We start from the raw sequence: 26,399 nt of genomic DNA, 5'->3' as shown, positions 1-26,399 counted from the left end.
TCTGAAGTAGCGTTGTCGCCGTGACCGAGCCCCGGGGCGCCGAATCGCCCGTAAACGATGACAGTGCAGCAACAACGATCACCCGCGAGGAGATCTTTGCCGGCCATGAAGGCGGCAAATTGTCGGTGAACATCACCGCGCCTCTCGATACCAAGCGGGCGTTGTCCATTGCTTACACACCCGGCGTTGCCGAGGTGTCCCGGGCGATTGCGGCCGACCCCGAACTCGCGCGCCGCTACACCTGGACCAACCGCCTGGTGGCAGTTGTCAGTGACGGCAGTGCAGTGCTCGGACTCGGCGACATCGGGCCGCTGGCCTCGTTGCCGGTGATGGAGGGCAAGTCTGCCCTGTTCAAGAACTTCGCAGGCCTCGATTCGATCCCGCTGGTGTTGAGCACGAAGGATCCCGACGAGATCGTCGAAACCCTGGTTCGGTTGCGGCATTCGTTCGGTGCGGTCAACCTCGAGGACATCTCTGCGCCCCGCTGTTTCGAGATCGAGAGGCGGGTCATCGAGGCTCTCGACTGCCCGGTGATGCACGACGATCAGCACGGCACCGCGATTGTGGTCCTGGCCGCGCTGAAGGCCGCCACCAAACTGCTCGGCAAGCCCCGTGGCTCGCTGAAGATCGTGATCTCCGGTGCCGGTGCCGCCGGTGTGGCGTGTACCAACATGCTGCTGGCCGACGGTATCGCCGATGTCACCGTGATCGACAGCAAGGGCATCGTGCACACCGGACGCACCGACCTCAACGACGTGAAGGCCGAGCTGGCCTCGCGTACCAACCCCGATGGCCGGGTCGGATCGTTGTCGGACGCGTTGGTCGGCGCCGATGTCTTCGTGGGCGTCAGTGCGGGCAAGGTGCCCGAGGCGGCGCTCGCGACCATGAACTCCGACGCCATCATCTTTGCGCTGTCGAACCCCGATCCGGAGGTCCACCCCGAGATCGCGGCGAAGTACGCGGCTGTGGTGGCCACCGGGCGTAGCGACTTCCCCAACCAGATCAACAACGTGCTGGCTTTCCCCGGCGTGTTCCGGGGTGCGCTCGACGCAGGCGCCCGGCGCATCACCGAGGCGATGAAACTCGCTGCCGCCGACGCAATCGTCGAGGTGCTCGGCGACGATCTGTCGGCGCAGATGATCGTGCCCAGCCCGCTCGATCCACGGGTCGCGCCTGCGGTCGCCGCCGCAGTTGCCCGGGTCGCCGCTGAGTGAGCAGTTTCATGAACCGCGGGTCTCGGCGGATGCTGCCGGCGTTGGTGCTGGCAGGCGCACTGATCCTCGGGGGATGCTCAGAACCCGGCCCGACGGCGCAGCCGTTGGTCACCGGGTCGACCCCGGACACCCCGAGCCGCGTGGTGACGGCCATTTATGCAGGCGCTCTGCAGAACGCGGGCGCCGACGTCTCCGACGATCACCCGGTGGGCGACTACTCCGAGCTGCTGGCCGGGATGGACGAGCGTTCGGTCGATCTGATGCCGACCTGGTCGGGGGAGTTGCTCAGCCAACTCAATCCCGGTGCCACCGGCCGCAGTGCCGAAGACGTCTACAACGAGTTGAATCAGGCACTACCGCAGGGTGTTTCGGTGGGTGATGCGACGTCGGTGCAGGACAAGACGCTCGTGTACATCTCGTCGGAACTGGCCACCACGGCCGACGTCGACGAACTCTCCGATTGTGGTCGACTCCCGGCCGGTCTGCCACTGGTGACCGTCACCGAGCCCGACCCGGTCACGCTGACCGAGTTGGGCAGTGCCGGTTGTGCTTTCGCATCACCGGTGGTGCTCGGTGTCGACGAGGCCATCGCGGAGGTCGCGGCAGGCCGGGCCGCGGGACTGTTCTCGGCGCTGGGCGTCGTCGGCGACGATTCCGGGCTGCAGGCCCTGGCCGATACCACCGACACATTGCGTGCCCAGGATCTGGTGCCGGTCTTCCGGACCGCGGCCCTGGACCGCGACCTGTTCCGCGCGATGAACAAGGTTGCCGGAGAGCTGACCACCGCCGACCTCACCACGATGGCGGAGCAGGTCGACGGCGGTGCCGAGGTGTCGGCTGTGGCCGGTCGCTGGCTGGCCGAACACAGCAGCTGACCGCCCCCCTACGTCTGGACGACCGCTAAGTCTCGACGTCCGCGCTGGTTCTGGTCAGGTGCCCGGTCAGGAAGCCGCCGAGTTCGTCGACCGCCGCTGCGGCCGCCGGCATCAGGGGTGCGGCCACGTGCCCGACGTGCCAGAGCCGACCCAGGTCGCTGAAGGTCGTGTCGACCCCGGCCGCCTCGAGGCGGCCGGCGAAGTCGGTGACCTGCTGCAGCAACATCTCCGGCCGGCCGACCTGGACCAGGGTCGGCGGTAGCCCGGTGAGGTCGCCGCGCACGGGTGCATACCTCGGATCGTCGGGATCGCCGTCGCCGAGGTACATTTCGGCGCTTCGGTTGGCCCAGGCAGCATTGACAACGATGTCGGTGCCGTTGTCGTCCTGCCGTGCCGTGGGATCAACCCACGGCGAGATCAGTCCCAGCGCGGCCGGGCGCAGGCCGTGCTCGTCGATCAGGACCCGTGCGGTCGCCACGCTCAATCCGCCGCCTGCCGAGTCACCGGCGATGGCGATGGACTCGGGTTCGTACCCGCGCGTCACCAGATCGCGAAATGCAGCCACCGCGTCGTCGACTGCTGCCGGGCACGGATGTTCCGGCGCCAGGCGGTAATCGAGGACATAGACCTCGGCCCGGGCGGCCGCCGCCAAACTGGTTGTCAGGCCGCGATGGGACCTCGGCGACCCGGTGACATAGGCGCCGCCGTGGAGGTAGAGGATCGCTTGGGCGTGCTGGGTCGGTCCGACGGTGATCCGTTCGGCAGGCAGGCCGCCCAGAACGATCTTGCGGATCACCTGATCGGCGACCGGAGGTATCAGTAATGCGCTGGCATCGAGCAGCCGTCGCGAAACGGTGGGCGTCAACCGAGCATTCAACGCCAGCCGGAAGACGGGTTTGAACAGACGTTCGCTGAGTGGAATCGACAGGGCCAGAGAAGGACTCATCGCTCGATCACAGCACCGACGTCGGGTTGTGGGGAACCTTTTCCGGCTTCGGTGCAACCCGGCCGGCGAACCTGGAGATCACCACTTCGTACAGTGAACCGCCGGCGCGGACCAGGACGTCGATGATCTTTGCATCGGCACCGACCAGCACGCGGGGACGGTTCTTCTCGATCGCGGCGATGATGATCTCGGCGGCGCGCGGTGAGGTCGTCCGGGCCAGCTTCTTGTCGAAGAGTTCGGCGGCGGTGCGCTGATCGTGACCCTCTGACACCGTCGAATTGCGCGCGATGGCGGTCTTGATTCCGCCGGGATGCACGCAGGTGACCTGCACCGGATGCCCGGCGATCCGCATCTCCTGGTAAAGCGACTCGGTGAATCCGCGCACCGCGAACTTGGCTGCGTTGTAAGCGCTTTGGCCGGGCATCGCCAGGATCCCGAACAATGACGAGGTGTTCACGATGTGGCCGTCGCCCGATGCGATGAGGTGGGGGAGGAAGGCCTTGGTGCCGTTGACCACACCCCAGAAGTCGACGTCCATCACGCGCTCGTATTGCTTGAACTCGGTGATCTCGACTTCGCCGTGATGGGCGATGCCTGCGTTGTTGATGACCAGGTTGACCTTGCCGAAATGTGCCGCGACGGTATCGGCGTATTCGAGTACGGCTTCGCGTTCGGCGACATTGAGCAGCTGCGAATGAACCTGTGCACCGCGAGCTTTCAGTAGCCGTTCGGTCTCATCGAGTCCGGAAGGGTTGACGTCGCTGATCGCGACGAGCGCGCCCTTGGCCGCCAGCTGCAGTGCCAGGTCTCGGCCCATGCCTGATCCGGCCCCGGTCACCACGGCAACCTTGCCCTTGAAGTCCTTCACGATGTCACCGTTTCTGTTGCGGGTCGGGTGTGTTCGGCCGTCGCACCGGTGTGCGCACTGGCGGTGTCGTATGCGGCCAGATCGAACTTACGCGTGATACGGCGGTAGTTGAACGTGAATCCGGGCCACAGTGTGGTGATGTTGCCGAAGGCGTCCTTGTACCAACTGGCGCAGCCGCCGGTCTCCCAGACGCTGGACTTCAGGTTCTTCTGGATGCCGACGTTGTAGTCGTGCTGTACATCGGATCGGACCTCGACGCGGGCGATGTCGTACTTGCGTTGCAGCTTGAGGTAGTCGACGAGATAGTTCAGCTGCGACTCGATCATGTAGACCATCGAGGTGTGGCCGAGGCCGGTCGAGGGACCGACCATCAGGAAGAGGTTGGGGAACCCGTGCACGGTGGTGCCCTTGTACGCATTCATCCCGGTCGCGTCCCAGACCTCGGTGAGGCTGGCGCCGTCCTTGCCGATCATGTGCTCGAAGGCGGGGGAGTCGGTGACATGGAAGCCGGTCGCGACAACAATCGCGTCGACGTCGCGGGCGACCCCGTCGGCGGTGATGATCCCGGTGGCGGTGACCTCTTTGATGGGGTCGGTGACCAGGTCGACGTTCTTCTGGCCCAGCGCCGGGTAGTAGGTGTTCGACAGCAGGATGCGCTTGCATCCGACCTTCCAGTTCGGGGTGACCGCGGCGCGCAATGTGCGGTCGGAGATGCCGCGCGCGATGTTCCGCTTGCCGATGATCTTGGCGGGCGCGAGCACATTGGGGGCGTGTGTCAGGCCGAAGGAGACCAGCTCGTGCGAGGCGTAGATACCGCCCCTGGCGGCCTTCTGGAACCCGGGAATGTTCTTGAACGCCCAGTTCTCGGCGGCCGAGTACGGGCGATCCGCGCGCGGCAGCACCCATGGCGCGGTCCGCTGGTAGACGTCGAGTCGGCCGACCTTCTCGGCCAGTTCCGGAATGATCTGGATGGCCGAGGCGCCGGTACCGATGACCGCGACCCGTTTGCCCTCGAGGTCGTAGTCGTGGTTCCACTGCGCCGAGTGGAAGACCTCGCCCGTGAAGTCGCCGATGCCCTTGATGTCGGGGAGTTTGGGTTCGCAGAGCGGTCCGACACCGGCGATCACAAATGTCGCACGGTAGTCACCGGTAGAGGTCTTGATGGCCCACTGGCCGGCAGGCTCATCCCAGGTGATGCTGTTGACCTCGGTGTTCCACTGCGTGTTGGGCGCAAGGTTGTGCTGATCTGCGACCGCGTTGATGTAGCGGTGGATTTCTGGCTGCCGGGAGAACGAGCGGCTCCACGAGGGATTGAGTGCGAACGAATACGAGTAGAGGTGAGAGGGCACATCGCAGGCGGCACCGGGGTAGGTGTTGTCGCGCCAGGTGCCGCCGAAGTCACTTCCGCGATCAAGGATCACGAAGTCGTCGATACCCTGTTGCCGCAGCTTGATCGCGGCGCCGAGTCCGGAGAAGCCCGCGCCGATGATGGCGATCTTTACAACGTTCATGGGTACGAACATACCCACTACTGACCGAGTGTCAATAGGGATGGGTCCAGCTGGCTGCGCTTCGTGTCCACTCACGGGTCCAGCTCCGCTGCGCTTCGTGTCCACTCTTGGGTCCAGCTCCGCTGCGCTTCGTGTCCACTCTTGGGTCCAGCTCCGCTGCGCTTCGTGTCCACTTATTGACGACAAGTCAGTAGGGTGAACATTCATGACCACTGCCCGTCGTACCCGAATGAGTCCGCAGGCCCGTCGCGATCAGCTGATCGAACACGGACTGCAGATGCTCTCCGACCGGGCGCTGGACCAGGTGTCGGTCGAGGAGGTGGCCGAGGCCGCCGGGGTCTCGCGCGCCCTGCTGTTCCACTATTTCGAGTCCAAACAGGACTTTCTGGTGGCGCTGACGACCACGCAGAGTCAGCGGATGCTCGAACGTACCGAACCGGATCTGAGCCTGGGAGATCCTCTCGCGATCGCTCGCGCATCCCTCGCCGAATTCATCGACTACGTCTCGGCCAACAGGTCGGCCTATCTGGCGATCCTGCAGGGTGTCGGCGCCTCGGATCCGGCGATGCGCAAGGTCGCCGACGACACCCGCGCGGTCATGGCCGAGCGGGTTCTCGGTTTGGCCGACCTACTGAATCTGCAGCGCACACCGATCCTCGAACTGGCGGTGCACGGCTGGGTCACGTTCAGCGAACAGGTCACCGTCCGCTGGCTACTCGATGACACCGGCGTCACCCGCGAGACCCTCATCGAACTGATCACCCGAGCCCTGCCGCTGCTCGCGACCACCGCCGGAACCTTGGACACTGCCGGCGATTAGCCCCCGGATACCAATAATGTGCCCTTCTGGCGACTGAAAGCCCTGGTGGGCGCCGCCAAAAGGGCACATTATCGGGGGGTTGGATCAGGCGAACGCGGTATCCACGATCTCCTGCTGCTCGACGGCATGGACCTTCGACGAGCCCGATGACGGTGCGGACATCGCGCGACGCGACACGCGCCGCAATCCGCTGAAGTACTCGGGCAGCATCTCCGGCAGCGTCAGGCCGAAGTACGGCCATGCACCCTGGTTCTTCGGCTCTTCCTGGACCCAGAACACTTCTTTCATGTTCGGGTACTGGTCGAGCGCGTTCTTGAGGCGCTTGTGCGGAACCGGGTAGAGCTGCTCGATCCGGACGATCGCGATGTCATCGCGGTTGTCCTTCGCCTTGCGTGCGGCCAGCTCGTAGTAGAGCTTGCCCGACACCAGCAGCACCCGCTCGACCTTGCTGCGATCGCCGCCACCATCGAAGGCCGGATCGTCGATGACCGAGCGGAACTTGCCATCGGTGAACTCGGAGATCGGGGAGACCGCTGCCTTGTTGCGCAGCATCGACTTCGGGGTGAAGACAACCAGTGGTCGGCTGATCCCGTCGAGGACGTGGCGCCGCAACAGGTGGAAGTAGCTCGCCGGTGTCGACGGCAGTGCGACGGTCATCGAACCCTCGGCGCACAACTGCAGGAACCGCTCGATGCGGCCCGAGGTGTGGTCGGGACCCTGACCCTCGTGGCCGTGCGGGAGCAGCAGCACCACGTCGGAGGTCTGGCCCCACTTGGCCTCACCCGACGAGATGAACTCGTCAATGATCGACTGTGCGCCGTTCACGAAGTCACCGAACTGGGCTTCCCACAGCACAAGTGCGTCGGGATCGCCAACGGAGTAGCCGTATTCGAATCCGACGACCGCGTACTCGCTCAGCGAGGAGTCGTAGACGAGGAACTGGCCGGGGCTGTCCGGGTTGGTCTCGGCAACCGTGCGCAGCGGCGTGTACTCGTCGCCGGTCTCCCGGTCGATGAGCACCGAGTGTCGCTGGGTGAACGTGCCACGACGTGAGTCCTGGCCCGACAGGCGGACCGTGCGGCCCTCTTCGACGAGTGAGCCGAAGGCGAGCAATTCGCCGAACGCCCAGTCGACGTTGCCGTTGCGCGACATGTCCTGACGCTTCTTGAGTACCGGCTGGACCCGCTGATGGACGGTGAAGCCCTCGGGCACGTTGGCGAAGGCGTCGCCGATCCGTTCCACGGTCTCTTTGCTGACCTTGGTCTCCAGTTTCACCGGGAGAGCCTGATCGGATTCGACCGACGGGCTCGGAGTGGCCTGGTACTTCTCGAGTTCGCGGACCTCGTTGAAGACCCGTTCGAGCTGACCCTGGTAGTCGCGCAGGGCGTCTTCGGCCTCTTTGAGCGAGATGTCACCGCGGCCGATGAGGGCTTCGGTGTAGCTCTTGCGGACGCTGCGCTTGGTGTCGATCACGTCGTACATGGCCGGCTGGGTCATCGAGGGATCGTCACCCTCGTTGTGACCGCGACGGCGGTAGCACACGAGGTCGATGATGACGTCCTTGTTGAACTTCTGCCGGTAGTCGACGGCCAGCTTGGCCACCCACACGCAGGCTTCGGGGTCGTCGCCGTTGACGTGGAAGATCGGCGCACCGATCATCTTCGCGACGTCGGTGCAGTACTCCGACGAACGCGACGATTCCGGAGCGGTGGTGAAGCCGACCTGGTTGTTGACCACGATGTGGATCGTGCCGCCGGTGCGGTACCCGGGGAGCATCGCCAGGTTGAGGGTCTCGGCGACCACACCCTGGCCTGCGAATGCGGCATCGCCGTGCAGCATCAACGGCAGAACGGTGAATTCTTCTTCGCCACCCTTGTTGTGAAGGTCCTGCTTGGCGCGGACCAGTCCCTCGAGCACCGGGTCGACGGCCTCGAGATGCGACGGGTTGGCGGTCAGCGAGACGAGGATCTCGTTGTCGCCGAACATCTGGTAGTACTTGCCCTCGGCGCCGAGGTGGTACTTCACATCGCCCGACCCGTGTGCCTGCGACGGATTCAGGTTGCCCTCGAACTCGGTGAAGATCTGCGAGTACGGCTTACCGACGATATTGGCCAGCACGTTCAGCCGACCGCGGTGCGGCATACCGACAACAACCTCGTCGAGTGCGTATTCGGCGCTCTGGTCGATGACACCGTCCATCATCGGAATGACGGCTTCGGCACCTTCCAGCGAGAAACGCTTCTGCCCGACGTACTTGGTCTGCAGGAACGTCTCGAAGGCCTCGGCGGCATTGAGCTTCGACAGGATGTACTTCTGCTCGGCCACCGGCGGCTTGACGTGCTTGATCTCGACCCGGTCCTGCAGCCACTGCTGCTGTTCGGGTTCGAGGATGTGCGTGTACTCGACACCGACGTGGCGGCAGTACGAATCGCGCAGGATCGACAAGATGTCGCGCAGCTTCATCTTGTTCTCGCCGTGGAATCCGCCGACCTTGAAGCTGCGATCGAGATCCCACAGCGTCAGGCCGTAGGTCAGGACGTTGAGGTCGGGGTGGGAGGCGCGTGCATCCGAATCGAGCATCAGCGGATCGATGTCGGCCATCAGGTGGCCCCGATTGCGGTATGCCGCAATCAGTTCCAGAACCCGTGCGTTCTTGTCGACTTCACCTTCGGAGATGTCGCGACGCCACCGGATCGGCTCGTACGGGATGTGCAGCGTCGTGAACATCTCGTCGAAGAAATCATCCGACAGCAGCAACTGGTGGATCGTCCGCAAGAAGTCGCCGGACTCGGCGCCCTGGATGATGCGGTGATCGTAGGTCGAGGTCAGCGTCATCAGCTTGCCGACGCCCATCTCGGCGATGCGCTCGTCGCTGGCGCCCTGGAACTCGGCGGGGTACTCCATCGCGCCTGCGCCGATGATGGCGCCCTGGCCCTTCATCAAACGGGGGACCGAATGCACGGTGCCGATGGTGCCGGGGTTGGTGAGCGAGATTGTCACTCCGGCGAAGTCGTCGCCGGCGAGCTTGCCTTCGCGGGCCCGGCGGACGACGTCCTCGTAAGCGGCATGGAACTCGGCGAAGTTCATGTTCTCGCAGCGCTTGATGGCAGCAACCACCAGCATGCGCGATCCACCCTTGCCGGGAAGATCAATGGCAAGGCCGAGATTGGTATTCGCAGGTGAGACGATATTCGGCTTGCCGTCGACCTCGGCGAAGTGCCGGTTCAGGTTGGGGAACGACTTGATGGCCTGCACGATCGCGTAACCCAGGATGTGGGTGAACGAGATCTTGCCGCCGCGGGTACGGGCGAGATGGTTGTTGATGACCGTCCGGTTGTCGATCATCAGCTTCGCCGGAATCGCACGCACACTGGTGGCGGTCGGGATCTGCAACGATGCCGACATGTTCTTGGCAACGGTGGCCGCTGCGCCGCGCAACACCTGAGAGGAAACCTCGGTGGCAGCCGGGGCGGTCGGCTTCTTTGCGGTGGTCTTCTTCGAGACGGTTGCGTCCTTGGTCGGCGCAGGCGACTTCGCCTTGGCCGGAGCCTTGGGCGCATCTGCCTTTGCCGCAGGCGCGGTGGTGGCCTTTGCCGAGGACGCGGTGGCGGTGGTGGCATTGGATCCGTCGCGACTGGTTTCTGACTGACCTGCTGCGGCCTTGCTGGCGGGCGTCGAATCGACTGCCGGCTTACTCGAACCCGATCCGTTGGATGCGGAGGTGTCGGAAGCGGAGGTGTCGGATGTGGTGGCAGGCGTGGCCTTCGCCGTGTCACCGGTGGTTGTTTTCGTTCCGTTGGCCTCGGCTGCATAGTTCGTCAAGAACTCATGCCAGCTCGGATCAACCGAGGTCGGGTCTTTTTGGAAGCGCTGGTACATTTCCTCAACCAGCCACTCGTTCTGTCCGAAGTCTGAAATCGAACTGCTGCTCACGGCAGTATCTCGCCTCAATTCATTAATTGGTCGGCGTGCGTTTCCGACCTACGTGCGTTGCGAAGTCCCAGATAACAAGGTTAGACCCCACTGGACTGCGAGGCTATGCCGGTTGGCTGCCTTCGTGGCGTGGGTCACTTTGTTCGATCTCATCCGGTGTGATACCCGCTGTCCACAGAGCCCGGTACCGACCATTCAACGCCAGCAGATCCCGATGTGTTCCGAGTTCTACGATACGACCGCCGGACACCACCGCGATGCGATCCGCGCGAGCCGCGGTGGCCAGCCGATGGGCGACGATCACCGACGTCCGAGATCCGGTCAGGTGCCGTCCCGCAGCCAGCACTCGGCGCTCGGTCGACTGATCCAGGGTGGCGGTGGCCTCGTCGAGCAGCAGCAGGTCGGGGTCGACCAGCTCGGCGCGGGCCAGCGCGATCAGCTGTCGCTGACCTGACGACAGCCCCTTTCCGCGTTCCCCGATCGGATGGTTCATCGCCCCCGACAGACCCGCGACCATCGACAGTGCCCCGACGGCCGCGGCGGCTGCGGCGATCTCCTCACGGGTCGCATCGGGCTTGCCGTAGGCGATGTTGTCGGCCACGGTCCCGGTGAACAGGTGCGGCTCCTGCGGCACCACGCCGAGCCGGGACCGGTAGTAGCTCAGCCGGAAGTCGCGGATGTCGGTGCCGTCCATCCGGACCGAACCGGTGGTGGGGTCGTAGAAGCGCGCGAGCAGTTTGACGATGGTCGATTTGCCCGCGCCGGTCTCACCGACCAACGCCAGTGACGTCCCGGCCGGTAGATCGAGGTCGACGGTCGACAGGGCATCGCGCGACGCACCGGAATAGCGGAATGTCACCCCTCGCAGTTCGGCGTGGCCCTCGAAGCCGCCGGGCGGTGGTGGGACGGTCTCGGCCGGTCCGCCGTCACGTGACCCGAAGCTGTCCGGGCACTGCACACTGCTGCGGGTCGCCAGCAGATCAGAGATGCGGCGGAGTCCGACCAGTGCCTGCTGATAGCCGTCGAACACCTGGGACAACTGCTGAACGGGACCGAACAACATGCCGAGATAGAGGACAAACGCGACAAGGGTGCCGGGGCTGGTCTCGCCGCGCGCCACCTGATGGGCTCCGACCGCGATGATGCCTGCGGTGGCCAGATCCGCCATCAGGGTGATGAAAGGGAAGTAGATCGAGATCGCTTGCTGGGAGACCATCCGGGCCCGGACATAGGTCGCCGCACGGGTGGTGAACCGGGCCATCGCGAAGCCCTCGTGGCGGTAGGCCTGCGTGGTGCGGACGCCGCCCACGTTCTCCTGGAAGTCGGCATTCACCTCGCTGATCAGTTCGCGCGATCGGGTGTACGCGCGGGATGAGATCCGGCGGAAGACGATCGTCGCGATGATGATCGGCGGGAAAACCACCAGCATCAGCAGACCCAGCGACAGATCGGTGAGCACGACCGCCACCCCGACCCCGACGATCGTCAGGGTGCTCACGATCGCCGACGACAGTCCGGTCTGCAGGAACGTCGAGAGCGCGTCGACGTCGGTGGTCATCCGCGTCATGATGCGCCCGGACAATTCTCGCTCGTAGTAGTCCAGCCCGAGGCGCTGCAGGTGTGCGTAACTGCGGACGCGCAGCGCGTAGAGGACGCGCTCGCCACTGCGCGCGGTGATCACGGTCATCACCGCGGCGGCGACAAAACCGACGGCCACCGCACCGAGCCCGAGGCCGGTGGCAATCCAGATGCGACTTGACTGATCATCGCTCGCGCCGTCGATCCCGAACCGGGCGATCGTCGGGAACGCCAGGCCGATCAGGGTGTCGACACTGATGCAGACGACCACCGCGGCCAGCAGCCATCGAACCGGCCGCAACAACTGGCGCAGCGAGAAGTCGGGACGGTCACGGCGGATGTCGGCGTCGTCGGTGGGAGGCGATTCGTCCGCAGGCGGCAATGCGGCCACGGATTCGAGGAGTTCGGGTGTGGCGGGCATGGCTCCGAGCGCGCCCGCGATTCCGCCGCCGCCGCCGCGACCCCTGCCGCCGATCGCGTTGGTGACGGCGCGGGTCGGTTCGACCGCGTCCGGCGCGTCGGCCGGCCACAGCGCCGCGGTGTCGACCGAGGGATCGTCGATCGCGGGGTCATCACGAAAGGCGTTGTCGGGATTCGCGAGTTCGCCGTCGAGGGCGTCGAGGTCGGTGGTCATCAAGGCCCGGAACTCGGGGCACCGCTGCGTCAGTTCGGCATCGGTGCCGATGTCGATGATCCGGCCACCGTCGAGCACCGCGACGCGGTCGGCCAGGGACAGGGTCGATCGGCGATGGGCCAGCAACAGCATGGTCCGGGTGGAGGTGCGCAGGTGGGCAAAGATCTTCGCCTCGGTCTGGGCATCGACCGCGGAGGTGGCGTCGTCGAGGATCAGAACGCGAGGGTCGGCATACAGTGCTCGGGCCAACGCGATCCGCTGTCGCTGGCCACCGGACAAGGTGAGTCCGCGTTCGCCGACGATGCTCCGGAAACCGTCTTCGAGTGCAGTCACGAAACCGGTGGCCTGTGCCTGCGATGCGGCGTCGGCGATGCCCGCAGGTATGGGACCGTCCTCGTCGAACTTGCCGACGTGCGCGTTCGGCGCGATGTTCGCGGCGACGGTGTCGGAGTAGAGGAAGGGTTCGTCGAACACCACGCCGACCGCACCACGAAGCTCCTCGGTCGCGATGGTGTTGATGTCGTAGGTGGAGGGCAGCCGGGGGATCTGGGACCAGGCGGTCCCGGCGTGCGTCGTCAGTTCCACCGAACCCGAGTCGGGTCGGTAGAACCGGTCGGCGAGCATGGCCAGGGTCGATTTGCCGGAGCCCGGGGCCCCGACCACCGCGACGACCTCGCCGGGCGCGATGGACAGATCGAGATCACGCAGGACCGGTTCGGCGGCACCGGGATAGGTGAATGTGACGTCGCGGAGCTCGAGTCCGAGTGTGCCGTCGGGCAGCAGGCCGGTTGCCGCCAGCCCGGGATCTGCCGGCTGATCGATCACGCCGTACACCCGCTCGACGGCAGCCCGGGCCAGCTGTGCGGAGACGATGAGCGACGTCAGGACACGGGCCAGTCCGGTCATGGTCGTCACGTAGGTGGCAAACGCCAGGAAGGTGCCGATCGAGATGGACCCGGTCATCGTCAGGTAACCGCCGAGCGCGATGATCGCGACCATGCCCAGCTGTGGCACCGCGGCCAGTGCCGGCGCGAAACGCGCGTTGATCTTCGCGGCCCGCAGGCGCAGCGAGTAGAGGCGACGCCCATACCCGACGAGTTCGTCTACTGCGCGATCCTCTTGACCGAAACCCTTCACCACCCGGACACCGGTGACGGTCTCTTCGACATGCTGCGCCAGATCCGCGGCGGCCTGCTGCGCCGACCACGTGGCCGCGAACATCCGCTTGCGGCTGTTGAAGGCGATGACGGCGACGCAAGGGATGACCAGGAGCGCAACTACGGTCAGCAACGGTGACAGGTAGAACATCACGCCGATGGCAAGGACCACCTGGAGTGCGGCGCCAAGCGACAGCGGCACCATCGCGAGCAGACCCTGCACCAGTTGGAGGTCGGTGATGGACCGCGACACGACCTGGCCGGTGCGGATCTGGTCCTGTGCGGCGCCATCGGTCCGCAGCACTGAATCCAGGACCAACAGCCGCAACGAGTTCTGCACCTTCAACGACAGCTTGCCTGCGGTCAGCCTGCGGCCGTACTGGCATCCGTACCGCACAAATGCCAGGACCACCATCACCAGCGCGATGGCGCCGATCGTGTAGCCGTGACGGGCGACCCCGGTTGCTTCGTCGATCGCGGCCCTCGTCAACAGGGGGAGGGCGAGATCGATCACGACGGCCAGTGCGGTGACGGCCAGCGTGATCGCAACGAGCCGTCGGTGGCGGCCGCACTCGCCGATCAGACGTCGGATCCAACCGGACCCGGTGGATGCAGTGTGTGGTCGGGTCAACTAGCGCTCGGCCCATCTCCGGAGGCCGGGATCTGTGGGGTGCCCACGGCGTTTTGGGGATTGCCCACTGCGTACAGGGGGACATTCGGATCGCGAACCGGCCAGTAGGGCGGCGGTGGTCCGAAGACCTGCCGTGAGTTGTTCACGATGATCCTGCCCAGCGCCCGGTTGCCAACGCCGCCGACGAGCGCACCGAGTCCGGCGGGGAGTAGTTTGCCTGCCGCCAGCGGCAGCTTCTGGAGCGCGTACTTCTTGAAGTAGGTGCGGATCAGCTTCTGATTGAGTGTGCGCAGGACCGGCGCGGGGATGAATCCGCCGAACACCCTGGCCACGGTTCCCGACTTGGCGCCCAGTGAATCCCGGACCACCGCAAGTCCGGATTCACCGAGGGCCACGGTCAGCACCAGGGCTTTGCGGCGTTCCCGATCATCGATCGGGACTCCGTGAACCTCGGCGATCGCCAGCGACAACAGCGCTGAAGCCTCGATGAAGAAGGCGGTTTCGGCGCCGAGCGAGGCAAGAGACACCATCGTCCCGATACCGGGGAATGCGGCGGCCGCACCCACCGCGCCGCCGGATCCGGTCACCGCGAGCAGGAACCGGTTTTCGAGTCGTTCGATGATCTGCGCGGGTGACTCCTGCGGATGCTCGCGTCGAAGGCGGTGGATATATTTCGTGACTGCCGGTGCCTGCAGATGCTGGGCATGATCGACCAGGGAATCGATCATGCCCTCGGTCTTGCGGGTCGCGCCGATCGCGTTGCCGTTGCCGATCGACGAAAGTTGTTTCTTTGCCACGTCTTTTCAGGCTCCTTGTCCGGCGGGTACGCGTTCGGTGGGCAGGGGCGGCGGTGGCGGGGTCCCATCGCCGAAGGGGCGGCCACCGAGTTGTTCGCGGTGATGAGTGCTGCGCCAGCCGGACAGGTCGGGCCCGCGGGGCACGATCCGGCTGGGATTGATGTCGCTGTGGACGATGTAGTAGTGCTGCTTTATCTGGGTGAAGTCGACGGTGTCTCCGAAACCGGGCGTCTGGAACAGGTCGCGGGCGTAGGCCCAGAGCACCGGCATCTCGCTGAGTTTGGAGCGGTTGCACTTGAAATGGCCGTGGTAGACGGAGTCGAAACGGACGAGTGTGGTGAACAGCCGGATGTCGGCCTCGGTGATGGTCTCGCCCACCAGATAGCGCTGCCCGCGCAGTCGTTCCGATAAGTCGTCGAGGCGTGCGAACAACCGGTCGTAGGCCGCGTCGTAGCTGTCCTGGCTGCCTGCGAATCCGGCCTTGTACACCCCGTTGTTGACATCGGTGAAGATCACGTCGATCACCTCGTCGATCTCGGTGCGCAGGTTCACCGGGTAGAGGTCGGGTGCACCTTCGCGATGGAAATCGACCCATTCGGTGGAGAAGTCGAAGGTCATCTGCCGGAACTCGTTGGTGACCACGGCCCCGGTCGGGATGTCCACGATTGCGGGCACGGTGATGCCGCGCGGGTAATCGGGATAGCGGGTGAGATAAGCCTGCTTGAGGCGATGGATCTTCAGGACCGGATCGATGCCGCCGGGGTCGAGATCGAACGTCCAACTGTCCGAGTCATGGGTGGGCCCGCACATGCCCATCGACAACGCCTGCTCCAGCCCGAGTAGGCGGCGCACGATGATCGCGCGATTCGCCCATGGGCAGGCGCGGGCGACGACCAGGCGATAGCGGCCTGCCTCGACCGGGAACGTCTTGCCCGCGGGGCCGATCCCATCACGGGTGATCCGGTCGTCGATGTAGTTGGTGTCGCGCACGAACTCCTGGCCGACGGTCACGTAGCCATCGGGCACATTTCCTTCGGGCACATTTCCATCCGCCGAACTCTGATCGGAAGTCCTCGCCTGAGTGCTCATCGTTTTCCAGACTAGCCGTCCGAAAAAGTCTGGGCACCAGCTCTTTCTCGCGGTATATTCCGCAAGGAGTATTCGACGCCGAATAATCGTCTGGGGTATCTGATGGACGCGCGACCCGGGGTGGCAGCAGCCGCGTTGACGCCGATGGGTGTGATGGTCCTCGGGCTCCTCGTCGAACAGCCGATGCACCCCTATGAGATGTTGCAGACGCTTCGGGCGCGCAAGGAAGACCGGTTTGCAAAACTGCGGCCGGGTTCGCTCTACCACACCGTTGATCGGCTCTGTTGCCGAAACCTGTTGCAGATCAGGGATGTACATCGCGACGGGAACCGGCCGGAACGAACGGTCTATGCGATAACCGGGGAGGGGCGAGAGGCGTTGGAGAGCGCGCTCGTATCCACGCTGCGCACACCGGTCGTGGAGTATCCCGTGCTCTATCTCGCGTTGGCAGAAGCCCACACCCTGGGCCGGGACGAGGTTGTGGCGTTGCTCGATGAACGTCTGGCAACCATGCGTACCGAGTTGTCGGATGTGCGGTCAGCGATGTCCGAAGCCCTCGGACAGGGACATCCAGAGATGTTCCTGCTCGACGTCGGGTGCCGCCAAGCTGTACTCGATGCCCAGATCAGCTGGCTGGAGCAGCTACGCACGCGGCTCGCGACCGGCGAAATGATGTGGCTGCCGGAGTACAAGGAATTGCGTGACGCCGACCCGCAGCAGGATCACACCGATATCACCGGGCCGATCGCCCGCTCAGGAAACGAGGTACGCACGTGAGTAGTCCCACCGCGGAGACCAACGCGCCGATCACCACCAGACCATGGCTGGCGTTGGGCGCGTTGTGCATCGGGTTCTTCATGATCTTGGTCGACATGACCATCGTTGCCGTTGCCCAGCCGGCCATTCAGCGGGCCCTGGACACCGACGTCAACGGCGTCATCTGGGTCTCGAGTGCCTATCTGCTCACCTACGCGGTGCCCATGCTCCTCGCCGGCCGCCTCGGCGATCGCTTCGGGCCGAAGAACATCTACCAGCTCGGGCTGATTGTCTTCACCGTGGCGAGCGTGCTGTGTGGTCTGGCGCAGTCGATCGAGATCCTGATCATCGCCCGCGGGCTCCAAGGCGTGGGAGCGGCCCTGATCACCCCGCAGACCATGGCGCTGATCACCCGGATGTTCCCGGCCGACAAACGCGGTGCGGCGATGGGCGTGTGGGGCACCGTGGCCGGCGTGGCGACGCTGGTCGGCCCACTCGCCGGCGGAATCCTGGTCGATGGCCTGGGCTGGGAGTGGATCTTCTTCGTCAATGTGCCGGTCGGCGTGATCGGCTTGGTGCTGGCCTGGAAGCTGGTGCCCACGGTGCCGACCAGCAAACGCAACTTCGATCTCATCGGTGTCGGACTCAGTGGTGTGGGTCTGGCCGCTCTGGTGTTCGCGATCCAGGACGGCGAGAAGTATGACTGGGCCGGGTGGATCTGTGCCCTGATCGGCGTCGGTCTGTTGTTGATCGCCTTGTTTGTGTACTGGCAGCACAAGATGGTGACGCTGCGACCCGGATCCCAACCGCTGGTCCCGTTGAATCTCTTCCGTGATCGCAATTTCTCGCTGGCGAGTCTGGGCATCGCGACGATGGGTTTCGCGACCGCAGGCATGATGGTCCCGCTGATGTACTACTTACAGCTCGTCGGTGGTCTGTCCCCGACCGAATCAGCGGTGTTGACGATTCCGATGGCGGTCCTGACCGGTGTTCTGGCCCCGATCGTCGGGCAGCAGGTCGACCGGATCCACCCGCGGTACATCATCACCACGGCCTTCCTTCTCAACGCGATCGCGATCGGCTGGATCGCCGTGCTCGCGACCCCGACCACACCGATCTGGCAGTTGCTGCTGCCGGTGAGCCTCATGGGTATCGCGAGCTCCGGTATCTGGGCGCCGCTGGCGGCCACCGCCACGCGGAATCTGCCGATGAGCAGTGCCGGAGCAGGTTCTGGCGTCTACAACACCACGCGCCTGATCGGTTCGGTGCTCGGCAGTGCGGCTGTGGGAGCCCTGATCCAGACGCGTCTGGCAGCAGAGTTGCCGCAATTCGGTGACAACTCGATGGATGATGTGACCGGGCGTCTGCCCGAACAGGTGCGCGACGGTTTCGCGACCGCCATGGGGCAGACCTTGTTGCTGCCTGCGGCCGCATTGCTTCTGGGTGTGGTCGCGGCACTGTTCTTTGCCCGACCTCGGCATATGAGCGCATCGGGCGTTCCGGATCCGACGCCACCGACGCAGGATGAGGCGAAGGTGGCCGACATTCGCGCGAGCGGCGGTGTTTGACGGAGCTGCGCGGGCGGGATGTACTGGGCGACATGCACAGTGACGTCCCGGGTCCGCGCCGCCTGTCCGTCGAGGATCGCCGCGCACAGTTGGTGGAGAGCGCACTGGCACTGGCCGATCGCGGTGGGATGAGCGCGGTGACCGTGCGCGGAGTCGCCGAAGAGGCCAAAGTCTCACTGGGCGTTGTGCATTACTGCTTCGACGACAAAGAGCAACTGGTCGCGGCGATGATCGAGAAGGTGATCACCGAACAACTCCAAGCGCTGATCGGTTCGATTCCGACCGGCACCCTCGAGACCGGCCGAGATGCGTTGCGCACCTGGGTAGAGGAGGCGCTCACCGGGGTGTGGCGCCGCGCGGCGGAATTTCCCGGTCGGTGGCTGCTGATGATCGAATCGATGCTGTTCTCGCTGCGTCAGCCGAGCGGTTCGGCATCCGCGGGTCAGGCGTTGGTACAACATCAGACCGCCGAGAAGTACGGCCGCGCTTATCTATCGGAGATCGGCGAGCGCTGCCAGATGAAGTGGGACATCGATGAGCGAACCCTGGTGCGGTCTGCGTTGCAGATGCTCTTCGGAACAGTCCAATGGTGGCTCGTCGATCGCGACGATGCCGCTGCGCGCAGGTCACTCTCGCTCGTGGCGGGCCTGATAGCCGATTCCGCATCACCCAACTAGGACATACGGCAACAAGACGTACGACATCGGCGGTCAGCCGACCACCGACACCGCGATGGTGTGGAGTCCGGTTGCGCCGTCCGGAACCGAGGGCGCTTCGGCTTCGATCTGCTGTTGCCCGTCGCCGTCGACGGCGCGGACGGTCAGTTGATGTTTGCCGGGTTCGGCGTTCCAGTCCCACTTCCACAACCGCCAGGCATCGATCAGGTCCGGTGGCAGGACCTCGGCATCGTTCCATGGGCCGTCGTCTACCCGGACCTGGACGGCGTTGATTCCCCGGCCCTGGGCCCAGGCGACGCCGCCAACCGTCACCGGTCCTGCCGCCACCGAGGAATTCGGTCGAGGAACGTCGATGCGCGAACTGCTTTTGATCGGACCCTTTTCGGCCCAGCCGAGGGTTGTCCAGTAGGCCCGGGCCCGGTCGAATCGTGTCACCTCGAGCGAGACCACCCATTTGGTCGCCGAGACGTATCCATAGAGTCCCGGGACGACCATGCGCACCGGGTAACCGTGCTCCACCGGCAGGGGTTGTCCGTTCATTCCGACCGCGAGCATCGCGTCTCGGTTGTCGGTCAGTGCGGTCAGCGGTGTTCCGGCCGTCCATCCGTCCGCACTGGTGGACAGGACCATGTCGGCGTCGTCCGCCGGGCCGGCCAGGGCCAGCAGATCGCGGATGCGGTAGCCGGTCCAGGTGGCATTGCCGACCAGATCTCCGCCGACGCTGTTCGACACACACGTCAGCGTCACCACGGCGTCGAACGGGGTGTGGTCGCGGCGCAGTTGATCGAGATCGATGCGGACCTCGCGGTCGACCATCCCGTGGATCCGCAGCGACCACGAATCGCTCTTCACCTGCGGCACCGTGAGCGCCGTGTCGATGCGATAAAAGTCCTTGTTGGGGGTGATGAACGGGGTGACATCCTTGAGTTCCGGGGCGACGGTGGTCACGGTATTGGTGGCCGACGGCACATCGAATGCAGCACGATCGGCGCCGACCGAGCCCGTGTTGCGCCACAACGCCGTGGCGCCGAGGCCGGTGACCGCGACGGCGCCACCCACCACGGAAGCGCCGACGAGGAACTGACGGCGTTCGACTTCCCGTGGTTCAACGTCCCGCGTCTGCACCGCTTCCGGGTCCAGATGTGAGCGGGCGTCGGTCGACTGATCGAACTGGGGCGCCGGCGCTGTTGCAGCGCTGTTGATGCCGGGTTGAATGCGGCCTATGAGGATATGCAGCGCGACCATACCGACAGCAACGCCGAGCAGCGTGGGCAGCGCCCAGGTCCACACCGCGGTCGGCCGGTCCAGCGCGGCGGCGATCCCGATCGCGCCGACCACACCGAAGATCACCAGTCCGGCAGGCGGCCGCCTCGACTCTGCGAACCCGGCGACGGCCGCGATGAGCGCCATGATCGCGCCGATCGACGCGAGGAGCACAGGTTTGTCGTTGGTACCGAATGCGTCGATGGCCCATTCGCGCATCGACGCGGGCGCGCCGTCGATGACAGCGGAACCGACCGCGTGAAGCGGCGCGGCGCCGCGGTCGACCGCGAGTGCGCACAGGTAACCGACGCCGACACCGAGGGCGGTACACAGGACTCCGCCGACCATCGCTGCGAGCGTCCGTTCAGGCGGTGAGAAGGGCATGCAGACCAGTATCCTCGCGCCGATCCCCGTTGGTCGCCGACGAATTGAACCTCTGGGTTCGAACAGCGTCGACGAAGACGTGGAATGGCCGGCGACTGTCGTACGATATGACCCTTGCTTGGGGGGGTTGTAGGGGGAGGAACGCATATGTTGCCAGGGGTGGTTCCCACGCGGGCCGATCGAATGCGTGACGTCATCGCGGTGGTTGCGCTCCTGGTGTCGATGGGCCTGGACTGGAACGCGGACTCGATCGCGTTGCTTCGGGTGGATGCGGCGCTCATCACCGGGATCTCGCTGTTGTCGTTGCTGTTGCCGGCGGCGAGCCGGCGGGGTCTGTTCGGTCCCACCTGGTCGCCGGCGCGGTTGCGGGCGGCGAAAATGATCGCCGGTGTGCCGTATCTGGCGCTGGTTGCGGTGTACCTGTTCTGGGACATCTCCAGTCGGTGGATCGAAGTGTCCTACGGCAGTACCGGATTGGGGCCTGCGGTGTGGGTCGGTTTGGCCGGAGCCGTACTGGCGGCTCAACCGCGAGAGTCGGATCTGTTCGATCTGACTCCGGGTATGCCCTCGCGGGTGGATCTGCACGCCCGGCTGGTGCTGATCTGTCTCGGAGTTCTGTTCGCCATCTCATCCGTCGCCGGAGCGGCGACGTCGGTCTTCCGTTTCGTCGACGGTATCGATGCGGTCGCCGGACTCCGCGTCGGCGCGCTCAACCCGCTCGTCGATGCGATTGCGGCCCTTGTCTGGCTGGTCATCATCGGCCGGTTGGTCTGGTCGGCTGCGGTCGGTAAACCGGCTGCCGGACTGGCACTTTCGCTACCGGCCTGGGCGGTTGCCGGATGGGCGGTGATGGTCTCACTGCCGGGTATGCCATATCTGTCGGTGGACACCGTGCAGTTGAGCTATCTCGGGGTGGGCCTACTCGGCGGGATCGGGGCCGCAGCCCTGTCGCCGGCTCTGCCCACCCGCCCGGCGCTGACCCAGGCCCAGTACTATTTGCCGCCGCTGGGGTTGGTGGCCGCGATCTCGGCGTTGTGGATCGCTCTGTCGGTGGTTCGGCTGACACTGTATTCCGCGTCGGCCGCGACGCTCGGCGCACTGTTGTTCTTCACGATTGCACTCGCCGGGGCGGTTCTCACCCGAGATCGACTGGCGAGCAACGACGCCGATCGGCGCAACACGCTGCTGGCGCTGGCGGCCACCCTGTTCGGGTGTGGGCTGGCGGTTCTGCTGCTGATGAGCCTTCGGGTCGACTGGAACCAGCCCGCGCCGATGGCGTTGTGGCTCAACGCACTTGTGGTACCGGTATTCATCGTCTGGCGAGAAGCGCTCGCGCCTGCGATGGCGGCCCCGGGGGCAACGTCGGCGAAGACATCGGCGAATATGCATGCGAATACGTGGGAGAGCGTCTGACGGGTTCGAACGCGGTTCAGAGCGGGTCACAGTACGGGTACGAGGTGACCGGCGGCACCCGTGTTGCCGGTGGCAGGGCAGGTGACGGTGGAGAGCGAGCGCTCGTGATCGGTCGGTGACCCACCGCGGAAGGTCCAACGCTCTGTCGTAGTGCCCTCGTAGGATCGTCGCAGTACCGACGAAACGGAGAGGAGTCACCTGTGAGTGTCGCGCTTCCACTGTTCGAGCCCGCCACCGAGGTGACGTTCATCCATACCGCCGACTGGCAGTTGGGCATGACCCGGCATTTCCTGAAGGGCGATGCACAGGCGCGGTACACCGCTGCGCGCCAAGAGGCGATCGGCCGTATCGGCCAGTTGGCATCGCAACACAATGCCGAGTTCGTCCTGGTGTGTGGCGATGTGTTCGAGGATCGGCAGGTCTCGTCCCGCGTGATCCGGCAGAGTCTCGACGAACTGTCGCAGGTGCCTGTCCCGGTGTATCTGCTGCCCGGCAACCACGATCCGATGGATGCGTCGAGTATCTACGGCTCCAGGGTCTTCACCGAACACCTGCCGCCCAATGTGCACGTCCTGGGCACGCCCGGCCCGGTGCAGGTCCGGCCCGGGATCCGGATCATCGCGGCGCCCTGGACCACCAAGGTTCCGTTGTCGGATCTGCTGGCCAGGCAGGTCGACGGATTGGCGCCGGGCGACGACATCCGAATTGTCGCCGGGCACGGCCGCGTCGACTACCTCGCACCCGACTCGGACGACCCCACCCTGATCGGTGTCGGTGACCTCGAGAGGGCGATCGACGACGGACTGATCGACTATGTGGCACTGGGAGATCGGCACTCGGCCACCGATGTCGGCCGGACCGGGCGCATCTGGTACTCCGGTGCCCAAGAGGTCACCAACTACGACCACCGGGAGACCGACCCCGGGCAGGCGCTCGTGGTGACGCTCACCCGGGGCGCCGGTCTGCCCGGCCACGACCCCGATGCCGGCCCCCAATCGGTGACGGTGACGCCACACCCGGTGGGGCAATGGTCTTTTCGCACCATCGAGCACGACGTGAACGGTGCCGACGACATCGCCGACCTGCGTCGCCGGCTGGACGAGATCGACAACAAGACTCGCACCGTGGTCCAGCTGGCACTGCGTGGTGCGGTCACCATCACGCAGCGCGCAGAACTCGACGAGATGCTCGAGCAGTTCGCCGACCGGTTTGCCGCCCAGACATTCTGGGCGTTGAAACACGATCTCGTGATCCGGCCCGGGCCGGACGACTTCGACCAGCTGGCGCTGAGCGGTTTCATCGGCGACGCCGTGGCCGAATTGTCGGGCGCTGCAGGCGGCACTGATCCGGAAGCGGTCACGGCGCAGGAGGCCCTGGCTTTGCTCTTCCGGCTGGCAGGGGACCGTCGGTGAAGCTGCATCGGCTGCGGCTCAGCAATTTTCGCGGTATCACCGAGCGCGAAATCCACTTTGCCGCAGTGGGTGTGACGGTGGTCGAGGGTGCCAACGAAGCCGGCAAGTCGTCGATGATCGAGGCGTTGGACCTGCTGTTGGAGATTCGTTCGGACAGCAAGAGCACCCGGGTGCGTGCGGTCGCTCCGGCCGGTGTCGATGCCGGTAGCCTCGTGGAGGCCGATATCAGTTGTGGCCCTTACCGGTTCACTTACACCAAACAGTACAACCGGGCGGCCCGTACCGAGCTGGTCATCCACGAACCGGCACCGGAGCAACTCAGCGGACGGACCGCACACGACAAGGTGTCCGAAATCCTTGACGGCGCTGTCGATATGGGATTGTTCAAGGCACTGCGGCTGATGCAGGCCGCCGATCCGAGTGTCGGCGATCTCAGCGGAAGCTCGGCATTGTCGCGCGCACTCGATGCCGCCGGTGGTTCGCCCGGTTCCGCCGTGGACGGCAGTGACGACAACTCGATTTTGATCGAGCGGGTGCGAACCGAATACGAACGATACTTCACGGCCGCGCAAGGGCGTCCGTCCCGCGAATTGGCCGCAGCGACGGCGGATCTGGAGGCCGCAGAGCTTCGGCACACCGAAATGGTCGCGGTCATGGCCGAGATCGCCAAGGATTCGGCCCGGCTCGACTCGCTCACCGACTCTCGTCGGGAGGTCGCCAACGCCGTCGAATTGGCAACGGTCGACTTGGCGGCGCTCAGTGCCGAACGCGAACAGGCTGCCGGGCTACAAGGCCGTCAACATGACGCGCAACAGACGGTGCGTCTGGTCGGCCAAGAACTTGCGCTGCTCGACCGTGACCTGGCGGCCCGCGCCGAGATCGATCGGCAGATCGCCGACCGCAACAGCGGCATCGAGGAGTCCGACCGGGCGCTCGAAGACCTACGCGAGAAACTTGATGACTGCGTCCGCGAGGTCGAGGTGACAGATGAGCGCCTGGATGCCGCCCGCCGACGTGATGTGGAGGCGACCGAGCGCGTGGCCGCTGCGCGTGTGAGCGCCCGCCTCGACAGCACCCGGGCGCGCCACCGTGAACTCATCGGAATCCTGGAACGCGTGGACCAGGTGCACGCCGAATTGGCGCGCTGTCGCCGTGACGTGGCCGCGGTGGCGTACGGCGGCAACGAGATACCGGTTGCCGAGGCGCTCTCGAGCGACGTCACCGTTGCTCGCGCGAACGCAGAACTCGCTGCCGCGACGATGTCGGTGACCCGGCTGGGCGAGACCGTCGTAGAGGTCGTCGGGCATGCAGATGCCAACGGCCAGGGCGCCGTCGACACCGAGTTCGCGGTCACCGGCGAGACCGTGGTCGAAGTGGCCGGTGTGGTCCGGGTGGTGGTCACACCCGCCGCCGGGTCCGCGACGCTCTCGCATCGCGTGACCCAGGCTGAGCGGGCGCTGGCCGGGTTTTTGTCCGAGCGTGGTGTCGAAGACGTGGCGGAGCTACGGGCGCTTGTGCGGCGACGTGAGCGGGCAGAGAGTGCCGTCGAGGCTCAGCAGGCGCAGCTCGCCGGGATTCTCGGCGAACGTGACGAAGTGGTCCTGCGCGCCGAATGCGCCGAACTCGGTGAGCGCGTGGGTGCGTCGAGTGGATCCGATGATGTTCTCGACGTGGCAGAGGCCGAGCAGGCATCGAATCTGGCGGCTGCCGCTGTGGCCCGGTTGTCCGAGACGGCCTCCGAGTTGCGCAGCCGCCGAGGCGGTCTCGACGCCGAACTGCGCAGGCTGGGGGACAACGCATCAGAACTGCGCAGGCAATGTGACGAACTGCAGACGCAGCGCGCCGAGCTGAGTGAGGCCGCAGATGATGCAGACCTGTCACGCCGTCGCGTCGACCTCCTCGATCGGTTGGTCGATGCAAAACAGGCGCTCGTGCAGATCGACGCGCAGATCGCGGAAGCAGATCTGGAGACCCTCGAGATGCAGTACTCGAACAAGGCTGCGGTGGTCGAGCAGGGCCAACCCAAGCTCAAGGCGCAGGGCGACGAGATCAACGAGCTGCGGGCCCGCATCGACATCCGGCGTGACGACGGCAAGCTCGACCAGTTACACCGGGCAGCAACCGAATTGGAGAGCGCGAAGGCCGAACACGAACGGGTTCGGCTGCGGGCAAGTGCTGTCGCCCTGCTGATGCAGACTTTGGAACGGCATCGGGACAACACGCGTCGTCGGTACGTTGCTCCATTTGCCGACCAGATCCTGCGGCTCGGAAAAGTGGTGTTCGGCCCGACGTTGCAGATCGGGGTCGACGAGGATCTGCGCATCACCACGCGAACCCTCGACGGCGTGACCGTCGACCATGAGTCGTTGTCCGGGGGAGCGAGGGAGCAACTCGGCATCATCAGTCGTCTTGCCTGCGCGATGCTGGTCGACCCGGTCGACGGCGTACCGGTGATCATCGACGACGCGCTCGGATACACCGACCCGGGCCGCTTGGCGGGCATGGCCGCGGTACTCGGGCGTGCCGGGCGGCAGACCCAGGTCATCGTTTTGACCTGCACGCCTGCCCGCTATTCCGGTGTCGGTGGTGCGCAGCTGGTGATGGTCTAAAGACTCGCGCGTCCTGGCGTTTTGGGTTGGCTGAGTCTGATGCGCTACGCTGATCCTCGCCCGATGAGCCCCCGTAGCTCAGGGGATAGAGCGTCCGCCTCCGGAGCGGAAGGCCGCAGGTTCGAATCCTGCCGGGGGCACTTATTTTCTTTCTGGCAACGCTCCGCTTTTCAAGCCGAGTTGCCGTTCTTCTTCCAGGTACCGCGTCAATAGCGTTGTGGTTCAGTGGAAGTCGTCGACCCGTTGGCGAACCGGTAGGATTCG

Annotated in this window: 17 protein-coding genes and 1 tRNA gene; 10 read left to right on the top strand and 8 right to left on the bottom strand. The window is 65.2% G+C overall.

Translation table 11 applies throughout. From position 1 onward, the window contains the following. Window positions 1-20 precede the first annotated feature (20 nt). Both AC1TPF_RS12250 and AC1TPF_RS12245 read left to right on the top strand, forming a co-directional pair. Window positions 21-1,214 (top strand): NAD(P)-dependent malic enzyme, encoded by a 1,194-nt coding sequence (locus AC1TPF_RS12250; protein WP_482144174.1) that lies wholly within the window; start codon window positions 21-23, stop codon window positions 1,212-1,214. A gap of 8 nt (window positions 1,215-1,222) precedes the next feature. Further along, window positions 1,223-2,089, top strand: a complete 867-nt coding sequence (locus AC1TPF_RS12245; protein WP_482144172.1) for a glycine betaine ABC transporter substrate-binding protein — start codon at window positions 1,223-1,225, stop codon at window positions 2,087-2,089. A gap of 25 nt (window positions 2,090-2,114) precedes the next feature. Here the strand turns inward: AC1TPF_RS12245 and AC1TPF_RS12240 are convergent, their stop codons facing one another. From AC1TPF_RS12240 to AC1TPF_RS12230, 3 genes are read right to left on the bottom strand one after another with little or no spacing between them, the layout of a single operon-like run. Beyond that, a complete protein-coding gene (locus AC1TPF_RS12240; protein WP_482138637.1) occupies window positions 2,115-3,035 on the bottom strand; it encodes an alpha/beta hydrolase in 921 nt (306 codons plus the stop codon). Between the two features lie 7 nt (window positions 3,036-3,042). Next, entirely contained in the window at window positions 3,043-3,903 is an 861-nt protein-coding gene (locus AC1TPF_RS12235; protein WP_482144170.1) for an SDR family NAD(P)-dependent oxidoreductase, read from the bottom strand. Continuing rightward, window positions 3,900-5,414 carry a flavin-containing monooxygenase gene (locus tag AC1TPF_RS12230; RefSeq protein ID WP_482144167.1) on the bottom strand — a complete coding sequence of 505 codons (1,515 nt, stop codon included), beginning with the start codon at window positions 5,412-5,414 and terminating at the stop codon, window positions 3,900-3,902. The genes AC1TPF_RS12235 and AC1TPF_RS12230 overlap by 4 nt, the downstream gene beginning before the upstream one ends. A 205-nt stretch (window positions 5,415-5,619) precedes the next feature. Here AC1TPF_RS12230 and AC1TPF_RS12225 point away from each other — a divergent pair, with 205 nt between their 5' ends. After that, window positions 5,620-6,234 carry a TetR/AcrR family transcriptional regulator gene (locus AC1TPF_RS12225; protein WP_482144166.1) on the top strand — a complete coding sequence of 205 codons (615 nt, stop codon included), beginning with the start codon at window positions 5,620-5,622 and terminating at the stop codon, window positions 6,232-6,234. 84 nt (window positions 6,235-6,318) lie between these two features. Here the strand turns inward: AC1TPF_RS12225 and AC1TPF_RS12220 are convergent, their stop codons facing one another. The 4 genes from AC1TPF_RS12220 to AC1TPF_RS12205 all read right to left on the bottom strand — a co-directional run bounded on the left by AC1TPF_RS12220 (window position 6,319) and on the right by AC1TPF_RS12205 (window position 16,053). Next, window positions 6,319-10,167 (bottom strand): multifunctional oxoglutarate decarboxylase/oxoglutarate dehydrogenase thiamine pyrophosphate-binding subunit/dihydrolipoyllysine-residue succinyltransferase subunit, encoded by a 3,849-nt coding sequence (locus AC1TPF_RS12220; RefSeq protein ID WP_482144164.1) that lies wholly within the window; start codon window positions 10,165-10,167, stop codon window positions 6,319-6,321. A gap of 103 nt (window positions 10,168-10,270) precedes the next feature. After that, window positions 10,271-14,167, bottom strand: coding sequence for an ABC transporter ATP-binding protein (locus AC1TPF_RS12215; protein ID WP_482144162.1), 3,897 nt, complete (start codon window positions 14,165-14,167; stop codon window positions 10,271-10,273). Continuing rightward, a complete protein-coding gene (locus AC1TPF_RS12210; protein WP_482144160.1) occupies window positions 14,164-14,964 on the bottom strand; it encodes a hypothetical protein in 801 nt (266 codons plus the stop codon). Before AC1TPF_RS12210 ends, AC1TPF_RS12215 begins: the two co-directional genes overlap by 4 nt. 6 nt (window positions 14,965-14,970) lie before the next feature. Then, window positions 14,971-16,053 (bottom strand): glutathione S-transferase family protein, encoded by a 1,083-nt coding sequence (locus AC1TPF_RS12205; protein WP_482144158.1) that lies wholly within the window; start codon window positions 16,051-16,053, stop codon window positions 14,971-14,973. 102 nt (window positions 16,054-16,155) lie between these two features. On the opposite strand from AC1TPF_RS12205, the gene AC1TPF_RS12200 reads away from it, so the two are divergent. Genes AC1TPF_RS12200 through AC1TPF_RS12190 form a run of 3 tightly spaced genes read left to right on the top strand, consistent with a single transcriptional unit; the run spans window position 16,156 to window position 19,054 of the window. Beyond that, on the top strand, window positions 16,156-16,830 hold the full coding sequence (locus AC1TPF_RS12200; protein WP_482144156.1) for a PadR family transcriptional regulator: 675 nt from the start codon (window positions 16,156-16,158) through the stop codon (window positions 16,828-16,830). After that, window positions 16,827-18,377: a DHA2 family efflux MFS transporter permease subunit gene (locus AC1TPF_RS12195; RefSeq protein WP_482144154.1), complete on the top strand. Its 1,551-nt coding sequence runs from the start codon at window positions 16,827-16,829 to the stop codon at window positions 18,375-18,377. The genes AC1TPF_RS12200 and AC1TPF_RS12195 overlap by 4 nt, the downstream gene beginning before the upstream one ends. 32 nt (window positions 18,378-18,409) lie before the next feature. Beyond that, a complete protein-coding gene (locus AC1TPF_RS12190) occupies window positions 18,410-19,054 on the top strand; it encodes a TetR/AcrR family transcriptional regulator (protein WP_482138653.1) in 645 nt (214 codons plus the stop codon). A gap of 33 nt (window positions 19,055-19,087) precedes the next feature. Here the strand turns inward: AC1TPF_RS12190 and AC1TPF_RS12185 are convergent, their stop codons facing one another. Next, entirely contained in the window at window positions 19,088-20,701 is a 1,614-nt protein-coding gene (locus AC1TPF_RS12185; RefSeq protein ID WP_482144152.1) for a molybdopterin-dependent oxidoreductase, read from the bottom strand. 147 nt (window positions 20,702-20,848) lie between these two features. On the opposite strand from AC1TPF_RS12185, the gene AC1TPF_RS12180 reads away from it, so the two are divergent. From AC1TPF_RS12180 to AC1TPF_RS12165, 4 genes are all read left to right on the top strand, one after another. Then, window positions 20,849-22,114: a DUF7937 domain-containing protein gene (locus tag AC1TPF_RS12180; RefSeq protein ID WP_482144151.1), complete on the top strand. Its 1,266-nt coding sequence runs from the start codon at window positions 20,849-20,851 to the stop codon at window positions 22,112-22,114. Window positions 22,115-22,314: 200 nt separating this feature from the next. After that, a complete protein-coding gene (locus AC1TPF_RS12175) occupies window positions 22,315-23,526 on the top strand; it encodes a metallophosphoesterase family protein (RefSeq protein ID WP_482138658.1) in 1,212 nt (403 codons plus the stop codon). Beyond that, window positions 23,523-26,135 (top strand): AAA family ATPase, encoded by a 2,613-nt coding sequence (locus AC1TPF_RS12170; RefSeq protein WP_482144149.1) that lies wholly within the window; start codon window positions 23,523-23,525, stop codon window positions 26,133-26,135. The genes AC1TPF_RS12175 and AC1TPF_RS12170 overlap by 4 nt, the downstream gene beginning before the upstream one ends. Window positions 26,136-26,202: 67 nt before the next feature. Next, window positions 26,203-26,275 (top strand) — tRNA-Arg (locus AC1TPF_RS12165). Window positions 26,276-26,399 lie beyond the last annotated feature (124 nt).

The sequence above is a fragment of the Williamsia sp. Y853 genome (assembly GCF_056786495.1).
The sequence above is the reverse complement of the archived record's forward strand: the minus strand, read 5'-3'. Positions and strand labels throughout refer to the sequence as shown.

Coding starts and splice junctions, on each gene's coding strand:
- AC1TPF_RS12245 (WP_482144172.1), top strand. CDS start 1,223: ATGAACCGCGGGTCTCGGCGGATGCTGCCGGCGTTGGTGCTGGCAGGC.
- AC1TPF_RS12205 (WP_482144158.1), bottom strand. CDS start 16,053: ATGAGCACTCAGGCGAGGACTTCCGATCAGAGTTCGGCGGATGGAAAT.
- AC1TPF_RS12190 (WP_482138653.1), top strand. CDS start 18,410: ATGCACAGTGACGTCCCGGGTCCGCGCCGCCTGTCCGTCGAGGATCGC.
- AC1TPF_RS12200 (WP_482144156.1), top strand. CDS start 16,156: ATGGACGCGCGACCCGGGGTGGCAGCAGCCGCGTTGACGCCGATGGGT.
- AC1TPF_RS12240 (WP_482138637.1), bottom strand. CDS start 3,035: ATGAGTCCTTCTCTGGCCCTGTCGATTCCACTCAGCGAACGTCTGTTC.
- AC1TPF_RS12230 (WP_482144167.1), bottom strand. CDS start 5,414: ATGAACGTTGTAAAGATCGCCATCATCGGCGCGGGCTTCTCCGGACTC.
- AC1TPF_RS12185 (WP_482144152.1), bottom strand. CDS start 20,701: ATGCCCTTCTCACCGCCTGAACGGACGCTCGCAGCGATGGTCGGCGGA.
- AC1TPF_RS12180 (WP_482144151.1), top strand. CDS start 20,849: ATGTTGCCAGGGGTGGTTCCCACGCGGGCCGATCGAATGCGTGACGTC.
- AC1TPF_RS12225 (WP_482144166.1), top strand. CDS start 5,620: ATGACCACTGCCCGTCGTACCCGAATGAGTCCGCAGGCCCGTCGCGAT.